This window comes from Shinella sp. SUS2, assembly GCF_001262505.1.
Taxonomy (GTDB): Bacteria; Pseudomonadota; Alphaproteobacteria; order Rhizobiales; family Rhizobiaceae; genus Shinella.
Window position 1 is genome coordinate 245,723 of sequence record NZ_KQ410732.1, and the last position, 19,026, is coordinate 264,748.

General features: G+C 64.8%; 19 protein-coding genes and 1 pseudogene. 11 read left to right on the forward strand and 9 right to left on the reverse strand.

Annotated features, from left to right (window positions below):
- The first annotated feature begins 45 nt into the window (after positions 1-45).
- The 11 genes from doeA (at position 46) to AKG11_RS17375 (ending at position 10,791) form a co-directional block, all read left to right on the forward strand.
- Positions 46-1,227, forward strand: coding sequence for an ectoine hydrolase DoeA (gene doeA / locus AKG11_RS17325; RefSeq protein WP_050744778.1), 1,182 nt, complete (start codon positions 46-48; stop codon positions 1,225-1,227).
- A gap of 3 nt (positions 1,228-1,230) precedes the next feature.
- On the forward strand, positions 1,231-2,223 hold the full coding sequence (gene doeB / locus AKG11_RS17330) for a N(2)-acetyl-L-2,4-diaminobutanoate deacetylase DoeB (RefSeq protein WP_050744779.1): 993 nt from the start codon (positions 1,231-1,233) through the stop codon (positions 2,221-2,223).
- Positions 2,224-2,318: 95 nt separating this feature from the next.
- The gene (locus tag AKG11_RS17335) at positions 2,319-2,933 is read left to right on the forward strand and encodes a cupin domain-containing protein (protein ID WP_050744973.1); all 615 of its coding nucleotides are present in this window, start codon (positions 2,319-2,321) and stop codon (positions 2,931-2,933) included.
- A 138-nt stretch (positions 2,934-3,071) separates the two neighbouring features.
- Positions 3,072-4,013 (forward strand): ABC transporter substrate-binding protein, encoded by a 942-nt coding sequence (locus AKG11_RS17340; RefSeq protein WP_050744780.1) that lies wholly within the window; start codon positions 3,072-3,074, stop codon positions 4,011-4,013.
- 68 nt (positions 4,014-4,081) lie between these two features.
- Positions 4,082-4,882, forward strand: a complete 801-nt coding sequence (locus tag AKG11_RS17345) for an ATP-binding cassette domain-containing protein (RefSeq protein WP_082342471.1) — start codon at positions 4,082-4,084, stop codon at positions 4,880-4,882.
- Positions 4,883-4,968: 86 nt separating this feature from the next.
- A complete protein-coding gene (locus tag AKG11_RS17350) occupies positions 4,969-5,889 on the forward strand; it encodes an ABC transporter permease (protein WP_245290131.1) in 921 nt (306 codons plus the stop codon).
- 1 nt (position 5,890) lies between these two features.
- Positions 5,891-6,982 carry a phosphotriesterase family protein gene (locus AKG11_RS17355; protein ID WP_050744783.1) on the forward strand — a complete coding sequence of 364 codons (1,092 nt, stop codon included), beginning with the start codon at positions 5,891-5,893 and terminating at the stop codon, positions 6,980-6,982.
- A 28-nt stretch (positions 6,983-7,010) separates the two neighbouring features.
- Entirely contained in the window at positions 7,011-7,775 is a 765-nt protein-coding gene (locus AKG11_RS17360) for a glutamine amidotransferase (RefSeq protein WP_023516088.1), read from the forward strand.
- 24 nt (positions 7,776-7,799) lie between these two features.
- Positions 7,800-8,711 (forward strand): PfkB family carbohydrate kinase, encoded by a 912-nt coding sequence (locus tag AKG11_RS17365; protein ID WP_050744784.1) that lies wholly within the window; start codon positions 7,800-7,802, stop codon positions 8,709-8,711.
- A gap of 5 nt (positions 8,712-8,716) precedes the next feature.
- The gene (locus tag AKG11_RS17370) at positions 8,717-9,550 is read left to right on the forward strand and encodes a BtpA/SgcQ family protein (protein ID WP_050744974.1); all 834 of its coding nucleotides are present in this window, start codon (positions 8,717-8,719) and stop codon (positions 9,548-9,550) included.
- Positions 9,547-10,791 (forward strand): Zn-dependent hydrolase, encoded by a 1,245-nt coding sequence (locus tag AKG11_RS17375; protein WP_024271387.1) that lies wholly within the window; start codon positions 9,547-9,549, stop codon positions 10,789-10,791. Before AKG11_RS17370 ends, AKG11_RS17375 begins: the two co-directional genes overlap by 4 nt.
- A 3-nt stretch (positions 10,792-10,794) precedes the next feature.
- Here the strand turns inward: AKG11_RS17375 and AKG11_RS17380 are convergent, their stop codons facing one another.
- From AKG11_RS17380 to AKG11_RS17420, 9 genes and pseudogenes are all read right to left on the reverse strand, one after another.
- Positions 10,795-12,084 (reverse strand): aspartate aminotransferase family protein, encoded by a 1,290-nt coding sequence (locus AKG11_RS17380; protein ID WP_050744785.1) that lies wholly within the window; start codon positions 12,082-12,084, stop codon positions 10,795-10,797.
- Between the two features lie 13 nt (positions 12,085-12,097).
- A complete protein-coding gene (locus AKG11_RS17385) occupies positions 12,098-12,766 on the reverse strand; it encodes a cysteine hydrolase family protein (protein ID WP_050744786.1) in 669 nt (222 codons plus the stop codon).
- Positions 12,763-13,791: a branched-chain amino acid ABC transporter permease gene (locus AKG11_RS17390; protein ID WP_050744787.1), complete on the reverse strand. Its 1,029-nt coding sequence runs from the start codon at positions 13,789-13,791 to the stop codon at positions 12,763-12,765. Before AKG11_RS17390 ends, AKG11_RS17385 begins: the two co-directional genes overlap by 4 nt.
- Positions 13,792-13,802: 11 nt before the next feature.
- On the reverse strand, positions 13,803-14,693 hold the full coding sequence (locus AKG11_RS17395) for a branched-chain amino acid ABC transporter permease (RefSeq protein WP_023514870.1): 891 nt from the start codon (positions 14,691-14,693) through the stop codon (positions 13,803-13,805).
- Between the two features lie 3 nt (positions 14,694-14,696).
- On the reverse strand, positions 14,697-15,404 hold the full coding sequence (locus AKG11_RS17400) for an ABC transporter ATP-binding protein (RefSeq protein WP_023514869.1): 708 nt from the start codon (positions 15,402-15,404) through the stop codon (positions 14,697-14,699).
- Complete coding sequence (locus tag AKG11_RS17405; RefSeq protein WP_023514868.1) at positions 15,397-16,131, reverse strand: ABC transporter ATP-binding protein; 735 nt, start codon at positions 16,129-16,131, stop codon at positions 15,397-15,399. The genes AKG11_RS17400 and AKG11_RS17405 overlap by 8 nt, the downstream gene beginning before the upstream one ends.
- 52 nt (positions 16,132-16,183) lie before the next feature.
- Positions 16,184-17,356 (reverse strand): ABC transporter substrate-binding protein, encoded by a 1,173-nt coding sequence (locus AKG11_RS17410; protein WP_023514867.1) that lies wholly within the window; start codon positions 17,354-17,356, stop codon positions 16,184-16,186.
- A 121-nt stretch (positions 17,357-17,477) separates the two neighbouring features.
- Positions 17,478-18,128, reverse strand: a complete 651-nt coding sequence (locus AKG11_RS17415) for a cysteine hydrolase family protein (protein WP_050744788.1) — start codon at positions 18,126-18,128, stop codon at positions 17,478-17,480.
- Positions 18,118-18,934, reverse strand: a pseudogene (locus AKG11_RS17420) (N-formylglutamate amidohydrolase). Before AKG11_RS17420 ends, AKG11_RS17415 begins: the two are co-directional and overlap by 11 nt.
- Positions 18,935-19,026: the final 92 nt, after the last annotated feature.

Genomic DNA, 19,026 nt, shown 5'->3' on the forward strand with positions numbered 1-19,026 from the left:
GGCCTCCCGCTAGCGGAAGACCAGCCGGGTACAGAGGAAAAACCGATGAAACAAGCGAGCCTGAAGTTCTCACTTCCGGAATATGAAACGCGTCTTCAAAAGACGCGAAAGGCCATGGAGGCCAAGGGGATCGACGTCCTGATCGTCAGCGATCCCTCGAACATGAACTGGCTGACGGGCTACGACGGCTGGTCCTTCTACGTACACCAGTGCGTCGTCGTGCCGCCGGCCGGCGAGCCGATCTGGTACGGCCGCGGACAGGACGCCAACGGCGCGAAATTCACCGCCTATCTGAAGCACGAGAACATCATCGGCTATCCCGACAACTATGTGCAGTCCACCGAACGCCACCCGATGGACTATCTCTCCGCCAGGCTTGCCGAACGCGGTCTCGAGAAAATGACCATCGGCGTCGAAATGGACAACTATTGGTTCTCCGCCGCGGCTTTCGCCTCGCTCCAGAAACACCTGCCGAATGCCCGGTTTGTCGATGCCACTGCGCTCGTCAACTGGCAGCGCGCGGTCAAGAGCGAGACGGAAATCCGATACATGCGCAATGCTGCGCGCATCGTCGAGAAGATGCACCAGCGCATCTTCGACAGGATCGAGGTCGGCATGCGCAAATGCGATCTCGTCGCCGAGATCTATGACGCCGGCATCCGCGGCACGGAGGGCATCGGCGGCGACTATCCGGCCATCGTGCCGTTGCTTCCGTCCGGCGTCGAGGCCTCCGCGCCGCATCTCACCTGGGACGACCGGCCGATGAAATCGGGCGAGGGCACCTTCTTCGAGATCGCCGGTTGCTACAACCGCTATCACCTGCCGCTCTCGCGCACCGTCTTCCTCGGCAAGCCGACACAGGCCTTCCTCGATGCCGAAAAGGCGACGCTGGAGGGTATGGAGGCGGGCCTTGCCGTGGCCAAACCCGGAAACACCTGCGAGGACATCGCCAACGCCTTCTTCGCGGTGCTGAAGAAGTACGGCATCGTCAAGGACAACCGCACGGGCTACCCGATCGGTGTCTCCTATCCGCCGGACTGGGGCGAGCGCACGATGAGCCTTCGCCCCGGCGACAGGACCGAGCTCAAGCCGGGCATGACCTTCCACTTCATGACGGGCCTCTGGCTCGAGGACATGGGCTTCGAGACGACGGAGAGCATTCTCATCACCGAGACCGGTGTCGAATGTTTCGCCGACGTGCCGCGCAAGCTTCTCGTGAAGGACTGAACCATGCGCGCTTCTCCTATTGCGCCCACGGTCGATTTCTCAGCCGAAGGCGTGCAGCACGGCTTCCTGCGTCTGCCCTACAGCCGGGACGATTCGGCCTGGGGCTCTGTGATGATCCCGGTGACGGTCATCAAGAACGGGGAGGGGCCGACCGCGCTCCTCACCGGCGGCAATCATGGCGACGAATACGAGGGGCCGATCGCGCTCTTCGATCTTGCCCGTTCGCTGAGAGCCGAGGAGGTGACCGGCCGCATCATCATCGTGCCCGCGATGAATTATCCGGCCTTCCTTGCCGGCACGCGCACCTCCCCGATCGACAGGGGCAACATGAACCGGAGCTTCCCCGGCGCGCCGGATGGAACGGTGACCCAAAAGATCGCCGACTATTTCCAGCGCACGCTGCTGCCGCTCGCCGATGTTGTTCTCGACTTTCATTCCGGCGGAAAAACGCTTGATTTCCTGCCTTTCTGCGCCGCCCACATCCTGCCCGACAAGGCGCAGGAGGCAAAGGCCTTCGACCTCGTCAGCGCCTTCGGCGCGCCCTGGTCGATGAAGATGCTGGAGATCGATGCGGTCGGCATGTACGACACGGCCGCCGAGGAGATGGGCAAGGTCTTCATCACAACGGAACTCGGCGGTGGCGGCACGGCGACGGCGAAAAGTGCCGGCATCGCCAAGCGGGGCGTCGCGAATGTGCTGAAGGCGGCGGGTATCCTGAGAGGCGCGGTCGGGGCGTCCGGGACGACCTGGCTCGACATGCCCGATGGCAGTTGCTTCTCCTTTGCCGAGGACGGCGGGCTCATCGAACCGCTGTTCGATCTCGGCGATCCGGTCGCGGCCGGTGCCGTTGTTGCCCGTATCTATCCCGTTGGCCGTACCGGCGCCGCGCCGCTGGAGGTGACGGCGAAGATGGACGGCATCCTTGTGGCACGCCATTTCCCTGGGCTGGTCAAGCCCGGCGATTGCGTCAGCGTGCTTGCGGTCGTCGTCGCTTAAGTGGCGCCTGACGGGCGTGCGGCGGTCTCTGGACAGCCGTCGATTGAAGGATTTATGATTGCGGTCTCGATCAATGCGATACTCATATCATGAACATGCTCAAGCCGCCTTTACCGTCTGACAGCAGCCGGGAGGACAGGATCCAGTCGAATCCCGTGCGGCTCGGCGCGCGCCTGAAGCTCGCCCGCCAGACGCGCGGGCTGACGCTGAAGGCGCTCGCGCTGGCGGCGGAATGTTCCGAAAGCCTGTTGTCGAAGATCGAGAACGGCAAGGCTTCGCCCTCGCTGCCCATGCTGCACCGGCTGGTACGGGCGCTCGATTCCAATATCGGCTGGATGTTCGAGGAGACCGATGGCGAGGAGGGCGTTGTGTTCCGCGCGGGGACCCGTCCGCTCATCGCGCTTGATCCTCTCCGGCGCGGCGAAGGCATCTCGCTTGAGCGCATCATTCCCTATTCGACCGGCCATCTTCTCCAGTGCAACATCCACCATATCGACGCAGGCGGCCAGAGCGCCGGGCCGATCCAGCATGTCGGGGAAGAAGTGGGATACGTGCTGGTCGGCGAGATCGAGCTGATGATCGGTGACAAGACCTTCCGGCTTTCGGCGGGCGACAGTTTCGTGTTCAATTCCGAGCTTGCGCACTGGTATCGCAATGTCGGAGCCGAGCGTGCCTCGATCTTCTGGGTGAATACGCCGCCAACCTTCTGATATTCCTCTTTAAAAATCTCCCCAGCGGATTTTGCAGGCGCGCAATTCAAGTCTCTTGACATAAATTCAAGTCACTTGAATAATGCCTCTCGTAAATTCCGGTTGCCGCCAACGGCATCAAACAAGGGGAACATCAAAATGGGTCGGACCAAATATCTCCTCGGCTGCGCTGCAGCCGTTGCCATGACGCTTTCCATGAGCGCCGCAAACGCCTTCGCCGATACGTTCGCGCTCGTCACCATCAACCAGCAGGCGCTGTTCTTCAACCAGATCAATGACGGCGCCAGCGCGGCGGCCAAGGAAGCCGGCGCCGAGCTCGTCATCTTCAACGCCAACAACGTGCCTTCTGCCCAGAACGATGCGATCGAGACCTACATCACCCAGAAGGTCGACGGCATCATTCTGGTCGCCATCGATGTCAACGGCGTGAAGCCGGCCATTACCGCCGCCAAGAATGCCGGCATCCCCGTCATCGCCATCGACGCGCAGATCCCCGATGGCGACAACATCGCCTTCGTCGGCGTCGACAACACGGCGGCAGGCGGTGAAATCGGCAAGTTCTTCTCCGATTACGTAAAGAGCGACATGGGCGGCGCGGCCAAGGTCGGCGTCGTCGGCGCGCTCAACTCCTTCATCCAGAACCAGCGCCTCGACGGCTTCAAGGCGTCGGTCGGCGAGGGCGGCCAGAAGGTCGAGTTCCTCAACACCGTGGACGGCCAGAATGTGCAGGACGTCGCGCTTGCAGCGGCGGAAAACCTGATGACCGCCAATCCCGACATGAACGCGCTCTACGCCACCGGCGAGCCAGCGCTGCTCGGCGCAGTCTCCGCCGTCGCCAGCCAGGGCCGCGGCGACTCGATCAAGGTCTTCGGTTGGGACCTGACGAAATCCGCCATCGACGGCATCGACCAGGGTTTTGTCACCGCCGTCATCCAGCAGGACCCGGCCGGTGAAGGCAAGGCCGCCGTCGAAGCGCTCGTCAAGGTGAAGAAGGGCGAGACAATCGAGCCGATCATCAACGTTCCGGTGACGATCGTCACCAAGGCGAACGTCGACCAGTATCGCGACATGTTCAAGTAAGCCGAACCGCCGCTGCCCGGTCCGCTTGGCGGATCGGGCAACCGGAACCTCCTCAGGGGCCATCGAACATGACCGATAGTGACGTCAGCCGCGTCCGGATGACCGGCATATCCAAGCGCTATGGCGCTTTGCAATCGCTCGACAACGCCTCGCTCAACCTCAAGCCTGGCGAAGTGCTCGGGCTGGTGGGCGACAACGGCGCGGGAAAATCCACCATCAGCAAGGTGCTTTCGGGCGCTGTCATCCCCGATACCGGCACGATCGAGATCGACGGCCGGCCGGTTTCCTTCACCTCTCCGGCGGAGGCGCGCGCCGCGCGCATCGAGATGGTCTACCAGGACCTCGCCCTCTGCGACACGATCGACGTCGCGGGCAACCTCTTCCTCGGCCGCGAGCCGAAGCGGCGCTTCGCCGGCGTGCCGATGCTCGACAAGCGGACGATGCACGAGCGGGCGCGCGACATGCTCTCCAATCTCGGTATCGTCATTCCCGACACACGCATGAAGGTGGAGAACCTCTCCGGCGGCCAGCGCCAGTCGATCGCGATCGGCCGCGCCGCGTCCTTCAATCCCTCCGTTCTGATCATGGACGAGCCGACGGCAGCCCTTGCTGTCGCCGAGGTCGAGGCTGTTCTCGAACTCATCCGTACCGTCTCGAAGCGCGGGGTTTCCGTCATCCTCATCACGCACCGGCTGCAGGACCTGTTCCTGGTCTGCGATCGCATCCAGGTGATGTACGAGGGCCGCAACGTCGCCGAGCGGCGCATCGAGGACACCAATATCGAGGATGTCGTCAATCTCATCGTCGGGCGGAAGTTCACCGCCCGTTCTGCCGGCAACAATCATCAGGAACGAGGCGCCTCCACATGAGCTCCGAGCCCAACGCCTATTCCAGCCATCCCCCGCGTCTGCGTGAGGCGACCATCCTCGACAAAATCGTCGCCAATGGCGGCGTCATGTCGATCGCGCTGTTCTTCATCGTCTGCTGCCTCTTCTTCGCGGTGACGACGGATGCCTTCCTCACGGCGCCGAACCTCCTGAACATCATCCGCCAGTCCGCGCCGCTGCTGATCGTCGCTGCCGCCATGACCTTCGTCATCACGACAGGCGGCATCGATCTTTCCGTCGGCTCCGTCCTCGCGCTGACCGCCACGCTGTCCGCTGCCGCCCTGCAGGCCGGCGTTCCCTGGCCGCTCGCCATTCTGCTGATGCTCGCACTCGGCGGCACGGTGGGGCTGATCCAGGGCTACTTCATCGCCTACGAGCGCATTCCCGCCTTCATCGTCACGCTCGCCGGCCTTTCCGTCATCCGCGGCTTCGCGCTTCTGATCACCGGCGGCTATTCGATCCCGATCGAACCGACGAGCCCGTTCGTCGCCATCGGCAGGGCCTGGATCCTCGGCATTCCGGCGCCGGCGCTCATCGCCATCGTCGTGCTGATCGTCGCCTATATCGCCTTCAACGAGACCCATTTCGGCCGCTACGTCACCGGGGTCGGCGCCAATGCGGAGGCGACGCGCCGGGCCGGCGTCAACACGCAGCGCATCATCCTCTGTGTCTATGTCCTGTCGGGTGCAGCTTCGGCAGCGGCTGGGGTCATCCTCTCCGCCCGCCTCGGCTCCGGCTCCTCGAATGCGGGGCAGGGATTCGAGCTCGATGTCATCGCGGCCGTGGTGCTTGGCGGCACCAGCCTGTTCGGTGGGCGAGGCTCGCTCGTCGGCACGATCCTCGGGGCGCTGACGGTCGCGGTGCTGGCGAACGGCCTCATCCTGTCGCATCTTTCGCCCTTCTTCACACCCATCGTCACCGGCTTCATCATCCTGGTCGCGATCTGGCTCAATTTCCGCCTCTTCAAGGGCGGGGCGAGGGGACGCTGACATGCTCGACCACCTCTTTGCCGAGGAGCCGAGGAAGCGCCATCCCATCGGCGTGAAGTCCGGCACCGCAATGACCGTGACCGGCCCGATCCCCGTCGACGACCTCGGCGTGACGCTGATGCACGAGCATATCTTCCTCGACGGCGCGCGCAGCTGGATCTGCCCCTGCCACCCCGATGAGAAGGCGATCGCCGAGCAGAAGGTTTCCATCGAGATCGTCGGTGACCTCCGGATGAACCCCTACATGAACCGGGACAATGTCTCGCTCGATGACGGGGACCTGGCGCTCAGCGAGTTGAAGCGTTTCCAGGGGCTGGGCGGCTGCACCGTGGTGGAGACGACGAATTTCGGGATCGGCCGCGATGCCACCGGCCTTGCCCGCATCGCCCGCATGTCCGGCCTGCGCATCGTCATGGGCACCGGCTTCTACCTCGAACACACCCATCCCGACTGGTTGAAGGCGATGGACGTGGAGGAGGTGACGCAGTTCATCGTCGCGGATGTCGGCGGCGGCGAGAACCAGCCGGAGATCATGGCGGGTATCATCGGCGAGGTCGGCGTCAGCCGGAACTTCACCGCCGAGGAGGAAAAGTCGCTGCGCGCCTCGGCGCGGGCGGCGCGCATCACCGGTCTGCCGCTCTCCATCCACCTGCCCGGCTGGGAGCGCCTCGCCCACCGCGTGCTCGATGTGGTGGAGGAGGAGGGGGCCGATCCCGCGCATACCGTGCTCTGCCACATGAACCCGAGCCACGGCGACCCAGACTACCAGATGGCGCTCGCAAAGCGCGGCGCCTTCCTGGAGTATGACATGATCGGCATGGACTACTACTATGCCGACCAGGACGCCCAGTCGCCGTCCGACGAGGAGAACGCCCGCGCCATCGCGTCGCTCGTCGACAAGGGGTTTGCCGACCGTCTGCTGCTCTCGCAGGACGTGTTCCTCAAGATCATGCTCACCCGTTACGGCGGCTTCGGCTACGGTTATATCCTCAAGCATTTCCTGCCGCGCCTGAAGCGGCACGGCGTCGAACAGGCGGCGATCGACCGCATGCTGATCGACAATCCGAAATCCGTTTTCTCCGCCGCGCATTGAGCGCCGGCCAACCGTTCAAGGAGTTACCATGACCAAGAAGAAAGTGCTGCTCGCCGGCGAATCCTGGGTGTCGACCGCGACCCATATCAAGGGCTTCGACCAGTTTCCGACCGTCACCTACCACACCGGCGCCGATGAACTCTTGAAGGCGCTGAAGGACAGCCCGTTCGACGTCACCTTCATGCCGGCGCACGAGGCGCAGAAGGAGTTTCCGAACACGCTGGAGGGCCTTGAGGCCTATGACGCCATCGTGCTCTCGGATATCGGCGCCAACACGCTGCTCCTGCATCCCGACACCTGGATCCATTCCCGCCGCACGCCGAACCGCCTGAAGCTGCTGCGTGACTACGTCGCCAAGGGCGGCGCGCTCCTGATGTTCGGCGGCTACTATTCCTTCCAGGGCATCAATGGCGGCGCGCGCTTCCGCAACACCGCCGTCGAAGAAGTCCTGCCCGTCTCCTGCCTCTCGGTCGATGACCGAGTCGAAGTGCCGGAGGGCTTTACGCCCGTCGTGTCAGGCGATGCGTCGCACCCGATCCTGTCGGGCATTTCCGGCGAATTCCCCTACCTGCTCGGCTTCAACGAAGTCACGCTGAAGGACGGCGCCAACCAGCTGATGACGGTTTCCAGCGAGTACGGCTCGTTGCCGCTGCTCGTCACCGGCACCTATGAGAAGGGTCGCACGCTGGTCTGGACCTCGGATGTCGGCCCGCACTGGCTGCCGCCGGAGTTCATCGCCTGGCCGGGCTACAAGACCCTGTTCGAGCAGATGCTCGCCTGGGCGACGGACTGACCGGAGAGCCCAGGAACGCGTCCCATGACCATTCACGTCGTCGGCAATGTCTGCATCGATACGAGCTTTCGCCTGGAGCGCTTGCCGCTGCCCGGCGAAACGTTGAATGCGACCGCTGCCGGCGACGGGCCGGGCGGCAAGGGCGCCAACCAGGCGGTCGCCGCGACACGCACGGGGGCCGCGGCGGCCCTCTGGGCGCCGGTCGGCCGCGATGCGGCGAGCGGCTGGGTAGAAGGGCGGATCGCCGCCGAAATCCCGGTGCTTCACCTCCTGCATCTCGATTTGCCCTGCGACCGCTCGGTGATCATGATCGACCGTGACGGCGAAAACGTCATCGTTACCGCCGCAGCCTGTGCGGAAGCCTTCGATCCGCTCGCCATGACCGCCCTCGGCGACACATGGGCAGCCGGGGACATCCTGCTGATGCAGGGCAATCTCCCGCAGGCGGCGACACTGGCCTGCCTGACGGCGGCGCGGTCCGCAGGCCTCGTCACGGTCCTCAATCCGAGCCCGCTGCCAGCCGACCCGTTCGATCTTTCGGCGGTGTCGCTCATCGTCGTCAACCGGCCGGAGGCGAAAGCCCTGACCGGCGAGGCCGATGCCGAGCGCGCCGCGCACCGCCTGCTCGCCATGGGCGCCGGCAGCGCCATCGTCACGCTCGGCAGCGCAGGCGCCTTGCTTCTCGATGAGGGGGCCTCGTCCGGCATCCGCCTGCCGCCCGGAGAGGTGGAGGCCGTCGATGCCAGCGGCGCGGGTGATTGTTTCGCGGGCACGCTGGTGGGCCTTCTTGCCCAGGGGGCATTGCTGCCGGACGCCGCGCTGCTGGCGACACGAGCGGCCGGTATTGCCGTCGGCCGCCCCGGCACGCTCGCCTCCTTCCCGACCCGGGCGGAAATCTCCGCCCTTACCAAGACACTGAAACTGGAAAACGTGTGATCGCCATGAGCAACCTTATCGGACGACAGGACAAGGATACGCTGAAGACGCTTTTCGGGCGCGACAAGCCGGTGATCGGCGTGGTGCACCTGATGCCGCTGCCCGGCGCGCCGCGGTATGACGACGAGGGCGTTGATGCAATCTACGAGCGTGGCCTCTCGGATGCGCGCGCCTACCTCGCCGGCGGCTGCGATGCGCTGATCGTGGAAAACCATGGTGACGTGCCCTTTGCCAAGCCCGATGATATCGGTCATGAAACCTCCGCCCATATGGCTGTCATCGCCGACCGCATCCGCCGCGAACTCGGCCGGCCCATCGGCATCAACGTGCTCGCCAATGCGGCGATCCCGGCGCTTGCCATCGCCTCGGCGTCGTCGGCCTCCTTCATCCGCGTCAACCAGTGGGCCAACGCCTATATTGCCAACGAAGGTATCGTGGAGGGCGAGTCCGCCCGCGCCATGCGCTACCGCGCGCAGCTTCGCGCCAAGGGTATCCGCATCTTCGCTGACGCCCATGTCAAGCACGGCGCACATGCCATCGTCGCCGACCGGCCGGTGGAGGAGCAGGTCAAGGACCTCGTTTTCTTCGACGCCGACGTCGTCATAGCCACCGGCCAGCGCACCGGCCACACGGCTGATCTCGGCTATATCCGCATGATCAAGGAGGCCGCCTCGCTGCCGACACTGGTCGGCAGCGGCGTCACCCACGACAATGCCAATGACATCCTTGCCGTCGCCGACGGCGTCATCATCGCCAGTGCCCTCAAATATGACGGTGTCTGGTGGAACGCGGTCGATCCAGACCGGGTGAAGCGTTTCATCGCAGGCCTCGGCCGATGAGCCGGCAGCCGGAGGTCAACCCCGCGCGCCTCCTCAGATCCGTTGCCGACTTCGCGGCCATCGGCGCGACACCCGCCGGCGGCGTCAATCGGCAGGCCTTGAGCGTCGAAGATCGTGCTGCCCGGCGGCTCCTCGCCGAACGTGCAATGGCCCGCGGTTTCGGCGTGTTTCAGGATGAAGCGGCCAATCTCTTTCTCCGCCGTGAAGGCCGGGATACGGCGCTGCCGCCGCTCCTTATTGGCAGCCATCTCGACAGTCAGCCGACCGGCGGCCGCTTCGACGGCGCGCTCGGCACGCTCAGCGCCTTCGAGGCGCTGGAGGCGCTCGCCGATGCGGGCATAGAGACGGACCGCGCCATCGAAGTGGTCGCCTTTACCAACGAGGAGGGCAGCCGCTTCTCACCGGGATGCATGGGCTCCATGGCCTTTGCCAGGGCGGGCAGCATGTCCGATTGGCGGGGTGCGCAGGCGACGGACGGTGCGCTGCTTGCCGACGAACTGGCAGCGACGCTCGATGCCTTGCCCCAGGCCAGGGTGCGCCCCATCGGGCACCCGATCTCCGCCTTTGTCGAACTGCATATCGAGCAAGGCCCCATCCTTGAACGCGAGGATGTGCCGATCGGTGTCGTCACCGCTGTTCAGGGCACGAAGTGGCTGGAGGTCGCCTTCTCCGGCGAGGCGGCGCATGCCGGCACGACGCCGCTCGAGTTCCGCAAGGATCCCATGGGGGCGGCTGCGGCCGCCATCGCGCGTATCCAGGACGATATCATGCCTGCCGATCCCGAAGCGCGGCTGACGGTCGGCCGCATTGCTGCCGAGCCCGGCTCCATCAATGTCATCCCCAGCCGGGTCTCCTTTACCGTCGATATCCGCCATCCGGACGCAGCGACGCTAGCAGCGATGGAGCAGCGTGTGAGGGAGGAATGCGAGGGGGCTGGCGAGCGGTGGGGTTGCAGGACGGCCATCCAGCAACGGGTCGATATGGCTCCCGGGCGCTTTGCCCCGTCGGTGACGGCGGCTATCGAGGAGACGTGCCGGGCGCTCGGCATCCGTTGCCGGCCGATGGTGTCGGGCGCTTTCCACGACGCGCTCTTCGTGGGTCGGGTTGCACCGGCGGCGATGATCTTCGTGCCGTGCCGGAACGGCGTCAGCCACAACGAGGCGGAGTTCGTCTCCGACGAACATATCATCGCCGGTGCACGCACCCTGCTGGGCGTCGCGCTTCGCCTCTCGGCCGCCTGAAACCTACCAGCCGGCGAAGTCCGCAAGCAACGCTTCGTCGACACGCCCCGCCGCGACATCGGCGAGCGCCTGGCCGAGGATCGCGACGCCCTCCTGCGCTTCCGCCTCCGTCAAGGTCAGCGGTGGCGTAAACTCCAGCACGTTGGAATTCACGCCGACATAATAGAGCACGAGGCCGAGCTGGAAGGCGCGGTAGACCGTCAGCGCCGTTTGGCGTGCGTCCGTCAACTCGACCCCGAGGGCGAGGCCGCGGCCGCGTACATCGCCGATCAGGGCGTGGCGGGCGGCGAGGCGGTCGAGCGCCTCGCGCAGCACGCGGCCCGTCCGCTCGGCATTTGCCACCAGGTTGTCGCGCTCGATGGTGTGCAGCACGGCGAGCGCCGCCGCGGCGCAGACGGGATTGCCGTGTACGGTCTGCAGCGAAAAGGCGACGGCGTGGTTCAGGATCGCCTCCGGGCCGACCACCGCCGAAATCGGCAGGCCGCCGCCGAGGCCCTTGCCGAAGACGGCGATATCGGGCTCGATGCCGAAATGGGCGAAGGCATTGAAGCGGCCGGTGCGGCCGAGGCCGACCTTCACCTCGTCCGAGACGATGAGGATACCGTGTTGGCGGCAGAGCGCTTCCAACGCTGGAAAGAAGCCGTCCGGTGGAACCAGCATGCCGCCATCCGACTGGATCGGCTCGATGAAGAAGGCGGCGACCTCCTGCGGCGGGACCTCCGTCGCGAAAAGTTTTTCGAGGTGGGCGAGGGCGGCGTCCTTCGCGGCATCCGGGCTGCCGGCGGCGTAGCTGTTGGGGTAGGGTATGAGCGTCAGGTTCTTCGCCCGCGCGCCCTGTTGCGACGGGTGGCCGGAGACGGCCATGGAGCCGACGGTGCCGCCGTGATAGGCGCCGTCGAAGGCGAGGATGCGCGGCCGGCCGGTGGCGGCGACGACCATGCGGGCGACCGTCTCGTTGGCATCCGAGCCGGAATGTCCGAACCAGACGCGGCCGCGGGCGCGCTCCGGCACGAGGGACAGCAGCTTCTCGGCGAGGAGAACGCAGGGTTCGTTGGCGGTGGAGAGGTAGCTTGCACCCGCCTGGTCGGAGAGCGCGCGGTTTACCGCCTCGCGGATGGCCGGATGCGCATGGCCGAGGCTCGCCGCGCCCCAGGAAGCGGCAAAATCCAGCAGCTTTCGCCCGTCGTCGCCGGTCAGATAGGCCCCGTTTCCGCCGACCACCGCCTGCGGAAAGAAGCGCAGATGCGCCATCGTCGAGACCGATCGGCTTTCGCGGGCGTAGAGGCCGGACATGTCGCTCTCCTCGTTATTTGAAGAAGGTCAGGACCTCGTCGAGCTGGACGACGTGGCAGTAGATCATGTTGATGATCTCCAGCTCACGCCGGTGCAGCTCGTCCGTCGCCGCCGCGCCGCAATCGTCGACGACGACCACGCCGAAACTTTCATCCGCAAGGCTGCGCACGGTGGAGGAGACGCACTGGTCGGTGAAGATGCCGCAGCAGATGACGTCCTTGATGCCCATGTTGTGCAGGATCAGGCGAAGGTTCGTGCCGGTCAGCGCGCTGTCGGTCGTCTTGGTGATGACGATCTCGTCAGCGCGCGGTTCGAGTTCCGGCACGACCTGGCCCTCGGGCAGTTCCTTCGGCAGCAGCAGGTAGTTGAAGCCCGGTTTCTTCTGGCTCAGCGAGCGGTCGCGGCCATCCGGCTTCTGGCAGGCGATGCGGGCGAAGATGACCTCCACCTGGCGCTTGCGGCATTCCTCGATCAGTCGTGCAGTGTTCGGAATCACCGTGCCCCGCATGCGATCGTAGAAGGGTTGCCAGCGGGCGGTTTCCTCCAGCGTGTCCTTCGGGTCGAGGTAAGTGTTCTGGATATCGATGACGAGCAGGGCCGTCGTATCAGGATCGAGCGTAATGTCGTCCGGTTCCTCGGCATTGGCATAGTAGAAGGAACGGTAGGCGGTTTTCCAGCTCACGACGAAAACTCCTTCTTGCGGCGGGTGCGGGTGAGGATGTGGCCGATCTCGCGGTTGGGGAAGAGGCCGCCGGGCTTGACGATCATCACGGCGATCATGGCGAGTGCCAGCACGATCTCGGTGAGACCGACGACCTGGCCGGCGCCGATGGCTGTGGCGTTCAGCGCGCTTTCGGTGCCGCGCAGGCCCTCATAGGCGAAGGTGATGAGGATCGCGCCGGCGACGGCGCCCGTCACCGTGTTCGCCCCGCCGATCACCAGCATGGTGACGATGAGGAAGGTTTCCTTCAGGTAGAAGGCTTTCGGCGCGAAGGAGGTGATGAAGTGGCCCCAGAGCGCGCCGCCGATGCCGGCGATGAAGGCGGCGAGGATGAAGGCGCGCCAGCGCAGGCGCGGGATATCGGCGCCGAGTGCGGCGGCGGCCACTTCGTCTTCCCGCGAGGCGCGCAGAAGCTTGCCGGTACGCGATTCCTTGAAGAGCAGCGCCACGACGATGACGATGGCCGCGATGATGGCGGCGAGCGGCATGTCCGTCGTCTTCGGCAGGCCGAAGAGCGTGCGCGGCCCGTTGGTGATGGCGCTCCAGTTGTTCATGACCGTGTAGAGCACGACGAGCAGCGCGAAGGAGGTGATGACGGCCGCGGCATCCGAGAGCCGCATCAGTGGATAGGCGACGACTGCCGCCACGAGCGCGGCGACGACGCCGGCCGCGAGCATGGCGAGGAACGGCGAGACTTCGACGATCTTCAGGAAGTCATAGAGATCCGGCAGCGCCATGCCCTTCATCTGCGCGGGAATGGTCAGCACAGCGGAGGTGTAGGCCCCGAAACCCATGAAGCCGATATGGGCGAAGGAGAGCAGGCCCGAATTGCCCATGAAGGTCTGGAGGCCGACGACGAGGACCAGCGAGATCAGGAGGTTGGTGGCGATGCGGTCATAGAGGCGAATGCCGAGCATCTGGCTGCCGATGGCGATGGCGGCGACGACAGCGATGAGGATGAGCGCGGTGAGATAGGTGTGTTTCATGGATCCGCTCCTCAGGTCCGCTGCCCGCTCGCCGGACCCTTGATGAGGCCCTGCGGACGCCAGAGCAGGATCAGGATGACGAGGCTGAAGGTGAAGGCGTCGCGGAATTTCAGGAGGTCCTGCGACAGGGTGTAGTTGAGCGTCGTGTCGATGAGCGCCAGGAGGAAGCCGCCGACGACGGCGCCGGGAAGGCTGCGCATGCCGCCGATGACGGTGGCGATGAAGGCGACGAGCAGCGGCTCCAGTCCGACGCCCGGCACGACCGTACCGATGCGCCCGATCCAGAGAATGCCGACGACGCCGGCAAGGAAACCGGACAACGCGAAGGCCGAGGAGATGATGAGGTTCGCCGGGACGCCCAGCATGCGTGCCATGGTGAAGTTTGTCGCCGCCGCGCGCATGGCGATGCCGAGCGTCGTTTTGCGCATCAGGAAGGCGACGGCGGCGAGCAGCACGATCGAAGCGGCGATGGTGATGAGGTTACGCACCGGCGTGATCGCGCCGCCGATCGAGACGGTCTGCGAAAAGATCTCCGGCAGCGGCACGTTGCGCGGGCGCGGCGAGATGAAGAGGAGGGCGGCGTTCTGCAACAGGTTGGAGAAGGCGAAGGAGGTGATCAGGACGGCGGTTACCGATTTGGCGCGCACCGGACGGAAGGCGGCGTAGTCCGTGAGGATGCCGAAAAGCACGGCCATGGCGACAGCGACGACGGCCATGACCAGCCAGGGCAGGCCCGAGCCGCTCGAAAGATACATGGTGTAGCCGGCGACCATGATGAGTTCGCCATAGGCGAAGTTTACGAGGCGCAGGATGCCGTAGATGATGACAAGTCCGAGCGCCATGAGGGCATAGGCCCCGCCGAGGCTCAGGACGTCGATGACGAACTGGATCGCGAAAGCCATCGGTCAGCCTCCCAGATAGTGTGCGCTGAGATCGCTTCCGGAGCGGATCTCGTCGGCGGTGCCGGAGGCGACGATGGCGCCGAGCCGCATGACATAGGCGCGGTCGGCGACGGAGAGCGCCTGGTTGACGTTCTGCTCGACGAGCAGGATGGTGAGGCCGGATTTCTTCAGTGTCTCGATCATCTCGAAGATGCGCTCGACGATGGCGGGCGCAAGGCCGAGCGAGGGTTCGTCGAGAAGGAGGACGCTGGGCCGCGCCATCAGCGCGCGGGCGATGACCAGCATCTGCTGTTCGCCGCCCGAAAGCGTGCCGGCAGGCTGGTGCGTGCGCTCGGCAAGACGCGGGAAAAGCGTGTGCAGCTTTTCGAGGTTCTGGCGGTTGCCGGCCTGGTCGCGGCGGTGGATGTAGGCGCCGAGCATGAGGTTTTCGGCGACCGTCAGGTCGGGAAAGACGTCACGGGTTTCCGGAACGGTGGCAAGGCCGGCGCGGATGACCTGTTCGGGGTTGGCGGCGGTGATGTCCTTGCCTTCGAGCACGATCGAACCGCCCGCCGCCTTCAGCGCGCCGGCGATGCACTTGATGGTCGAGGATTTGCCCGCGCCGTTGGCACCGAGCAGGCTGACCAGCTCGCCTTTGGCGACGGAGAAACTGACGCCACGCACCGCGCGGATCGTGCCGTAGCTGACGGAGAGGTCGGAAATCTCAAGCATGCGCCGCTCCCTTGCCGAGATAGGCTTCAATGACATCAGGATGGCTGCGGACATGGGCGGCGTCGCCTTCCGCGATGGTACGGCCGGAGGCGAGCACATGCAGCCGGTGGCAGAGGCGCATGATGAGGCCCATGTCGTGGTCGATGATGAGTAGGCCGAGGCCGCGCTTCTTCGGCAGTTCGGACAGGGTGTGCAGCAGGGTTTCCGTCTCCGCGTCGTTCATGCCGGCGGCGGGCTCGTCGAGCAGCAGGAAGCGCGGTTCGGCGGCGAGCGCCCGGGCGATCTCGACGCGGCGCTTGTCGCCGTAGCTGAGGCTTTCGCCCAGTTCGTCCGACTTTGCCGAGAGGGCGAGTTCGGCGAGCAGGCCCTTGGCGCGCTCGGCGGCAACGGCGCGCGAGGCGCCCTTTGCCAGCGCCGCGGCCTCGACATTCTCCAGCACCGTCATCGTGTTGAAGAGGCGAACGATTTGGAAGGAACGGCTGACGCCCGCCAGTGCGATCTCGCGCGGGGAGAGGCCGGAGAGTTTTGTGTCGCCGGCGGTGATCGTGCCGCCCGCAAGCTTCACCTGGCCGGTGATGGCGTTGATGAGCGTGGTCTTGCCGGAGCCGTTCGGCCCGATGAGGCCGACGACCTCGCCGGTTGCAACGGAGAGCGACACATGGTCGAGGGCGCGGAGGCCGGTGAATTCCACCGACACGTCGTTTACCGCGAGGCGGGTTTCAGACATGGCTTTTCCGAAGGTGATGGGCCGGCTTCAAGGGCCGGCCCGTGAGGTGCGATCAGGGCTTCGGCAGGGATTCCGGCTTGCGCCAGCCCACGAAGGTCGGCTTGCCGCCCTTCAGCTCGATGAGTGCCGCCGCCTTGTTCGGAACGTGGCCCTCTTCGGCCGTGCCATAGTCGAGGTCACCGGTCAGAAGCTTGAACTGGCCGTCTTCCAGCGCCTTGGCGAGTGCGCCGCCTTCCGTCGTGCCGGCCGCTTTGATCGCTTCGGCAAGTAGCATGATCGTATCCCAGCCGGTCGAGACGAAGGACGTATCCGGTGCCTTGCCATGCATGGCGGTGTAGAGCTCGATGAATTTCGCCATGTCCGGGTGGGCTTCCGGGCCCATCCAGGTATGCGTGACGAAATAGACGTTGTTGCCGAATTTTTCTCCGAGCGCCTGGTGCATCGCCGGGTCGTCATAGGCATCACCACCGAGGATCGGCGCATCATAACCCACTTCACGCAACGCGCGGATGATCACGCCGATATCCGTGCCGTAGGACGAGACGAAGATCACGTCCGGCTTCTTGCCGAGCGCCTGGAGACGCGCGAGCTGGGCGGAAAAATTGTTGTCGCCGTTCGTATAGGTGTCTTCCAGCAGGATTTCGCCGCCATCGGCCTTGAACTGCTCGACGAAGTATTTCGAGAGCGACTTGGTATAGGCGATGAACTGGTCGGTAACGACATAGGCCGTCTTCCAGCCCTTTTCCTTGAAGGCGAAATCGGCCGCGGTCGCGCCCATCGTGGTGTTCCACATGGAAAGCGTGAACTGCTTGTCGCCGAGCGACCAGGAAGAATAGAGTGGGTCGGACGCGCAGGTGGAGATGCCGACGAGGCCGGCCGACTGCGCCTCGCGGCTCGCCGGTGAACCGAAGTCGAAATCGCACGGCGCGACGATGACCTGGGCCCCCTTGTCGATCAGCTCGACGGCGACGTTGCCGACGGTGACGGGATCGGACTTGCCGTCGATGTTGATGAACTCGACCTGTTTGCCGAGCACGCCGCCGTTGTCGTTGAGATATTTCACTGCGACCTGCGCGCCGTTATAGCCGGGCGTGTCGAGCGGGGCCTGGATGCCCGTCATGGAAAGTGCGCCGCCGATGACGATCTTGTCGTCTTCGGCAAAGGCCGCGGAGGCGGCGAGCGCAAGGCTTGCGGCCGCCAGAAGCAGTCTTGAAGTCTTCATCATGGTCGTTCCCCTTTTTAATGCCTTTCGGCAGTGAAATGTCGCGCGGTCCGGCCTTTTTGTTTTGTTCTGCGGCCCGCTTTCGGATGCTCCTTGTTCCGTCCCGTCTGTTCGTCTGCGGGCCTTACTGCCCGATTTCCTTCAGCAGCGCGTCGGTCGAGACCTGGCGACAATAGCCCTTGATGGCGTTGAGCGAAAAATCATGCCGCTCCTGCGAATAGGTGCCGCAGGCATCCGGCACGAGCGTCACGAGATAATTGAGGTCGCAGGCATCGCGAATGGCCGATTCCACGCACTGGTCGGTCAGAAGTCCACACAGCACGAGTTGTTTTACGCCGAGATTGCGCAGGATATAGTCGATATGGGTGGACACGAAGACGCTGGACGAGCTCTTCGGAAAGACGATCTCGTCGTCGAGCGGCTCCAGCTCGTCGATGACCTTGCCGTCCCATGAGCCCTTCGGCACGTTGAAGCCGGTGATCTTGTAGTCGAGGCTGCGGTCGCGGCCGTCCCTGGTGAGGCTCTCGATGGTCGTGTGCAACACCTCGATGCCGGCCTTGCGGAAGCCTTCGAGCAGGCGCTGCATGTTCGGGATCGCCACCTCGTGGATGCGCTTGAAATAATAGCCGTATTTCCCGGCGATATCGGCGTCGGACACGTCCTTGAACTCGCCGCCCTCGCGGCGCACGGAAAAGTTCTGCACGTCGATGAAGAGAATGGCGGCGGCGGCCGGATCGAGCGGCACGTCACGGGTGGTCAGATGGTCAGCGGCCATCAGGCGTTTCCTTCGAGGCTGTCTGCCGCAAGGCGGAGGGGGCCGGCCAGGCGGCCTGCCCATTCCTCCTGCCCGCGGGCATCGTTGATGAGGTCGTTGCGGACTTCCAGAAGCACATGCGCAATGCCACGCCGCTCGCCATGCACCGGGATCGTGTAGTCGGAGATGTCGTCGACGTGGTAAGGTGCGTTGAGCTTGACGGTGACGTCCGGATTGGCGGCGCGGAACGTCTGCGCGAGCCGTTCGGCAAGGCGGGCATCGCGATTGTAGAGCAGGCCGAGTTCGAAATCCCTGACGGCGCCCGTCGCACGCATCACCGGCGTGAAGCTGTGCACCGAGACGAGGAGAAGCGGCTTTCCGCTTGCCTGGCGCTGGTCGAGCGCGGCGGCGATTGCCTCGTGCAGTGGTTGGTGAATCTCCACGAAGCGGCGGCGGCGGTCGAGATCGGAGATATCGGCATTGGCCGGCACCGGGGTGCCATCGCTCTCAAGGACGACGCAGTCCTTCGCCTCGAAGGGACGGTTGCAGTCGATGACGAGGCGGCTGTAGCGCTGCAGGACGAGCGCGGCGTCGAGCCGCTCGGCAAGACCGCGGGCTACGCCCTCGGCGCCGACGTCATAGGCGATGTGGCGGTCCATTTCGGCGGCGGGAATGCCGAGATCGCCGAGGGCCGCCGGAATGGTGCGGCCGGCATGCTCGCAGGTCAGGAAGATCGAAGAGGCACCGGCGGCATTGATCCATTCCACCGGCTCCGGATCGCCCGTCTGCAGCAGTCTGGTCGTGTCGCGGTCGGCGAACCTGAGCATGGAGTGGCATCCGTCGTGGACCCGGTGGGTCGGGTTTTCATGACAGTCAGTCAAAGAAATTTTTCGATCATAGTCAATTGCATTTTTCCATT